General features: G+C 71.0%; 3 protein-coding genes. All 3 read right to left on the reverse strand.

The annotated features are described in order from the left end of the window. Positions 1 to 55: 55 nt before the first annotated feature. Positions 56 to 2,182, reverse strand: coding sequence for a 3-hydroxyacyl-CoA dehydrogenase NAD-binding domain-containing protein (locus CCN72_RS16590; protein WP_086808188.1), 2,127 nt, complete (start codon positions 2,180 to 2,182; stop codon positions 56 to 58). Continuing rightward, positions 2,179 to 3,396 (reverse strand): thiolase family protein, encoded by a 1,218-nt coding sequence (locus CCN72_RS16595; RefSeq protein WP_037655383.1) that lies wholly within the window; start codon positions 3,394 to 3,396, stop codon positions 2,179 to 2,181. Before CCN72_RS16595 ends, CCN72_RS16590 begins: the two co-directional genes overlap by 4 nt. A 241-nt stretch (positions 3,397 to 3,637) precedes the next feature. After that, a partial coding sequence (locus tag CCN72_RS16600) for a ribonuclease D (RefSeq protein WP_208638023.1) occupies positions 3,638 to 4,792 on the reverse strand: 1,155 nt, incomplete at its 5' end.

The following is a 4,792-nucleotide window of genomic DNA, read 5'->3' on the forward strand; positions in this document are numbered from 1 at the left end:
CTACGACCCCTGGAATTCGCCGAGGCGGGGGCCCTTCGTGTTCGCGCTGCCGGGGTTACGCCGGGACGCTCGCCACGCCCGGGGACAGGAACGGCTTGCCGTTCACGCGCTCCGAGACGCCCTCGCGGTCCAGGTACGGCGTGATGCCGCCCAGGTGGAAGGGCCAGCCGGCGCCCGTGATCAGGCACAGGTCGATGTCCTGGGCCTCGGCGACGACGCCCTCGTCCAGCATCAGCCCGATCTCCTGCGCCACCGCGTCCAGGACGCGGTCACGCACCTGCTCCTCGGTCAGGACGACATCGCCCTGCTTGAGGAGCGCCGCGACCTCGGGGTCCAGCTCCGGCTTGCCGCTGTCGTAGACGTAGAAGCCGCGCTTGCCGGCCTCGACCACGGCCTTCAGGTTCGGGGAGACCGTGAAGCGGTCCGGGAAGGCCCGGTTGAGGGTCTCCGAGACGTGCAGGCCGATCGCCGGGCCCACCAGTTCGAGCAGGACCAGCGGGGACATCGGCAGGCCCAGCGGCTCGACCGCCTTCTCGGCGACCTCGACCGGGGTGCCCTCGTCGATGACGTTCTGGATCTCGCCCATGAAGCGGGTCAGGATGCGGTTCACGACGAACGCCGGGGCGTCCTTGACCAGCACCGCGGTCTTCTTCAGCTTCTTGGCGACCGCGAAGGCGGTGGCCAGGGAGGCGTCGTCGGTCTGCTCGCCGCGCACGATCTCCAGCAGCGGCAGGATCGCGACCGGGTTGAAGAAGTGGAAGCCCACGACCCGCTCGGGGTGCTGGAGCTTGGACGCCATCTCCGACACCGACAGCGAGGAGGTGTTGGTCGCGAGGACCGCGTGCGCCGGGGCGACCGCCTCGACCTCCGCGAACACCTTCTGCTTGACGCTCATCTCCTCGAACACGGCTTCGATGATGAAGTCCGCGTCCGCGAAGCCCTCGGCCTTGTCCAGGACACCGGTGACCAGCGCCTTGAGACGGTTGGCCTTGTCCTGGTGGATACGGCCCTTGCCGAGCAGCTTGTCGATCTCGCCGTGGACGTAGCCCACACCCTTGTCGACGCGCTCCTGGTCGATGTCGGTCAGCACGACCGGCACCTCCAGACGGCGCAGGAAGAGCAGCGCGAGCTGGCTGGCCATCAGACCGGCGCCGACGACGCCGACCTTGGTGACCGGGCGGGCCAGGCTCTTGTCCGGGGCGCCGACGGGGCGCTTGCCGCGCTTCTGCACCAGGTTGAACGAGTAGATGCCGGCGCGCAGTTCGCCGCCCATGATCAGGTCGGCGAGCGCCTGGTCCTCGGCGTCGTAACCCTGCTGGAGGTCGCCGTTCCTGGCGGCCTCGATGATCTCCAGGGCGCGGTAGGCGGCCGGGGCCGCGCCGTGCACCTTGGAGTCGGCGATGAAGCGGCCCTTGGCGACGGCCTGGTCCCAGGCCTCGCCGCGGTCGATCTCCGGGCGCTCGACGGTGACGTCGCCCTTGAGGACCTGGGCGGTCCACAGCAGCGACTGCTCCAGGAAGTCGGCACCCTCGAACAGGGCGTCGGCGATGCCCAGTTCGAAGACCTGCTTGCCCTTGAGCTGCTTGTTCTGGTTCAGCGAGTTCTCGATGATGACCGAGACGGCCTTGTCGGCGCCGATCAGGTTCGGCAGCAGGGTGCAGCCGCCCCAGCCGGGGACCAGACCGAGGAAGACCTCGGGCAGCGAGAACGCCGGGATCGCCTTGGAGACGGTGCGGTAGGTGCAGTGCAGACCGACCTCGACACCGCCGCCCATGGCCGCGCCGTTGTAGTAGGCGAAGGTCGGCACGGCGAGGCCCGAGAGGCGCTTGAAGACCTCGTGGCCGCCCTTGCCGATGGCGAGCGCGTGCTCGTGCTCCTTCAGCAGCTCGACGCCCTTGAGGTCGGCGCCGACGGCGAAGATGAACGGCTTGCCGGTGATGCCGATACCGGCGAGCGCGCCCTCGGCCGCCTCCTGCTCGACCTGGTCGATCGCCGCGTTCAGATTGGCGAGCGAGGCCGGTCCGAAGGTGGTCGGCTTGGTGTGGTCCAGGCCGTTGTCCAGCGTGATCAGCGCGAAGCGGCCGGCGCCGAAGGGGAGGTCGAAGTGGCGTACGTGCGCACTGGTGACGACCTCGTCGGGGAACAGGCCCGAAGCCTGCTTCAGAAGCTCGGTGGTGCTCACTTGTCCCCCTCGAAGTGCGGGTTCTCCCAGATGACCGTCGCGCCCATGCCGAAGCCGACACACATGGTGGTCAGGCCGTAGCGGACGTGCGGCTGCTCCTCGAACTGGCGGGCCAGCTGGGTCATCAGACGGATGCCGGAGGAGGCGAGCGGGTGGCCGAAGGCGATGGCGCCGCCGTACTGGTTGACGCGCGCGTCGTCGTCCGCGATGCCGTAGTGCTCGAGGAAGGCCAGGACCTGGACGGCGAAGGCCTCGTTGATCTCGAACAGGCCGATGTCCGAGATGGACAGGCCCGCCTTGGCGAGCGCCTTCTCGGTGGCCGGGATCGGGCCGTAGCCCATGACCTCGGGCTCCACGCCGGCGAAGGCGTAGGAGACCAGGCGCATCTTGACCGGGAGGCCGTGCTCGCGGGCGAAGTCCTCGCTGGCGACGATCGACGCGGTGGCACCGTCGTTCAGACCGGCCGAGTTACCGGCGGTGACGCGACCGTGGACGCGGAACGACGTCTTCAGGTTGGCGAGGCCCTCCAGGGTGGTCCCCGGGCGCATCGGCTCGTCGGCGGTGACCAGGCCCCAGCCGGTCTCGCCGCCGACGGGGGTGGTGCGGCGCACCGAGATCGGCACCAGGTCCTGCTGGATCTTGCCGTCGGCGTACGCCTTGGCGGCCTTCTCCTGCGAGCGCACCGCGTACTGGTCGGCACGCAGCTTGGTGAGGCTCGGGTAGCGGTCGTGCAGGTTCTCCGCGGTCATGCCCATGAACAGGGCCGACTCGTCCACCAGCTTCTCGCTGACGAAGCGCGGGTTGGGGTCGACGGCCTCGCCCATCGGGTGGCGGCCCATGTGCTCGACACCACCGGCGATGACGGCGTCGTACGCGCCGAAGGCGATGGAGCCGGCGACGGACGTGACGGCGGTCAGACCACCGGCGCACATGCGGTCGATGGAGTAACCCGGCACCGACTGCGGCAGGCCGGCGAGGATGCCGGCCGTGCGGCCGAGGGTCAGACCCTGGTCACCGATCTGCGTGGTCGCGGCGATGGCGACCTCGTCGATCTTCTTCGGGTCGAGGCCGGGGTTGCGGCGCAGCAGCTCCCGGATCGCCTTGACGACGAGGTCGTCGGCGCGAGTCTCGTGGTAGATGCCCTTCGGGCCCGCTTTGCCGAACGGGGTGCGGACGCCGTCGACGAAGACGACGTCCCTGACGGTACGAGGCACGATGGCTCTCCTCCATGGTGCGGGACGCTGAGCGCTTGCTTAAGCCCATGCTACTTGCGAGTAATGTAGTTGCCCAGCGTCAGGGGTGCCAGCGGCGAAGGTCACACCGGCGGGAGAGGGGGAGCCGTCCGGAGGTTGGCGCGATCTGTACGGCCCCGCAGCCCCCCGTCAGGGGGCGGGAAGCGGCGCGAGCGGCCACGGTGGACCCGCGGCCGCTCGATCTCGATCTGTTCTACGGCGCTCAGGCGCCCTTTCCCGACAGCGCGGTCACCAGGACCGGCGTCACCAGTTCCACCTGCCAGGGACGCGCGCCGTATCCCGCGAGCGCCGTCGAGACGGATCCCGCGTCGACCGCGGCGGGCGGCTGCCAGCAGAGCCGGCGGACCGTGTCCGGGGAGATCAGGTTCTCCTGCGGCATGGCCAGCTGCTCGGCCAGCGTCGTCACCGCGGCCCGCGCGGCGGAGAGCCGCGCCGCCGCCGAGGGGTCCTTGTCGGCCCACGCCCGGGGCGGGGGCGGACCCGTCACCGGCTGTCCCGGCTGCGGCAGTTCGGACTCCGGCAGCGCCTTCGCCCGGTCCACCGCCGCCTGCCACTGCTCCAGCTGCCGGCGCCCGGTGCGGTGCCCGAACCCGGTCAGCGCCGCCAGCGCGTGCACATTGCCCGGCACGGCCAGCGCCGCCTCCACGATCGCCGCGTCCGGCAGTACCTTGCCCGGCGACACATCGCGCCGCTGCGCGATGCGGTCCCGCGTCTCCCACAGTTCCCGTACGACGGCCAGCTGACGGCGGCGCCGTACCTTGTGCATCCCGGACGTACGGCGCCAGGGCTCCTTGCGGGGCTCGGCCGGCGGGGCGCTCGCGATCGCGTCGAACTCCTGGAGGGCCCACTCCAGCTTGCCCTGGCGGTCCAGCTCCTTCTCCAGGGCGTCGCGCAGGTCCACGAGGAGTTCGACGTCCAGCGCGGCATAGCGCAGCCACGGCTCGGGCAGCGGGCGGGTGGACCAGTCGACGGCGGAGTGGCCCTTCTCCAGGACGAAGCCGAGGACGTTCTCCACCATGGCGCCGAGGCCCACCCGGGGGAACCCGGCGAGCCGGCCGGCCAGCTCGGTGTCGAACAGCCGGGTGGGGAGCATGCCTATCTCGCGCAGACACGGCAGGTCCTGGGTGGCCGCGTGCAGCACCCACTCCACGCCGGACAGCGCCTCGCCGAGCGCGGACAGGTCGGGGCAGCCGACGGGGTCGATCAGCGCGGTGCCGGCGCCCTCGCGGCGCAGCTGCACCAGATACGCGCGCTGGCCGTAGCGATACCCGGAGGCGCGCTCGGCGTCCACGGCGACCGGCCCGGAGCCGGCGGCGAAGGCGGCGACCACCTCGGCGAGCGCCGCCTCCGGGTATCG

Source organism: Streptomyces murinus, from assembly GCF_002154555.1.
Taxonomy (GTDB): Bacteria; Actinomycetota; Actinomycetes; order Streptomycetales; family Streptomycetaceae; genus Streptomyces; species Streptomyces murinus.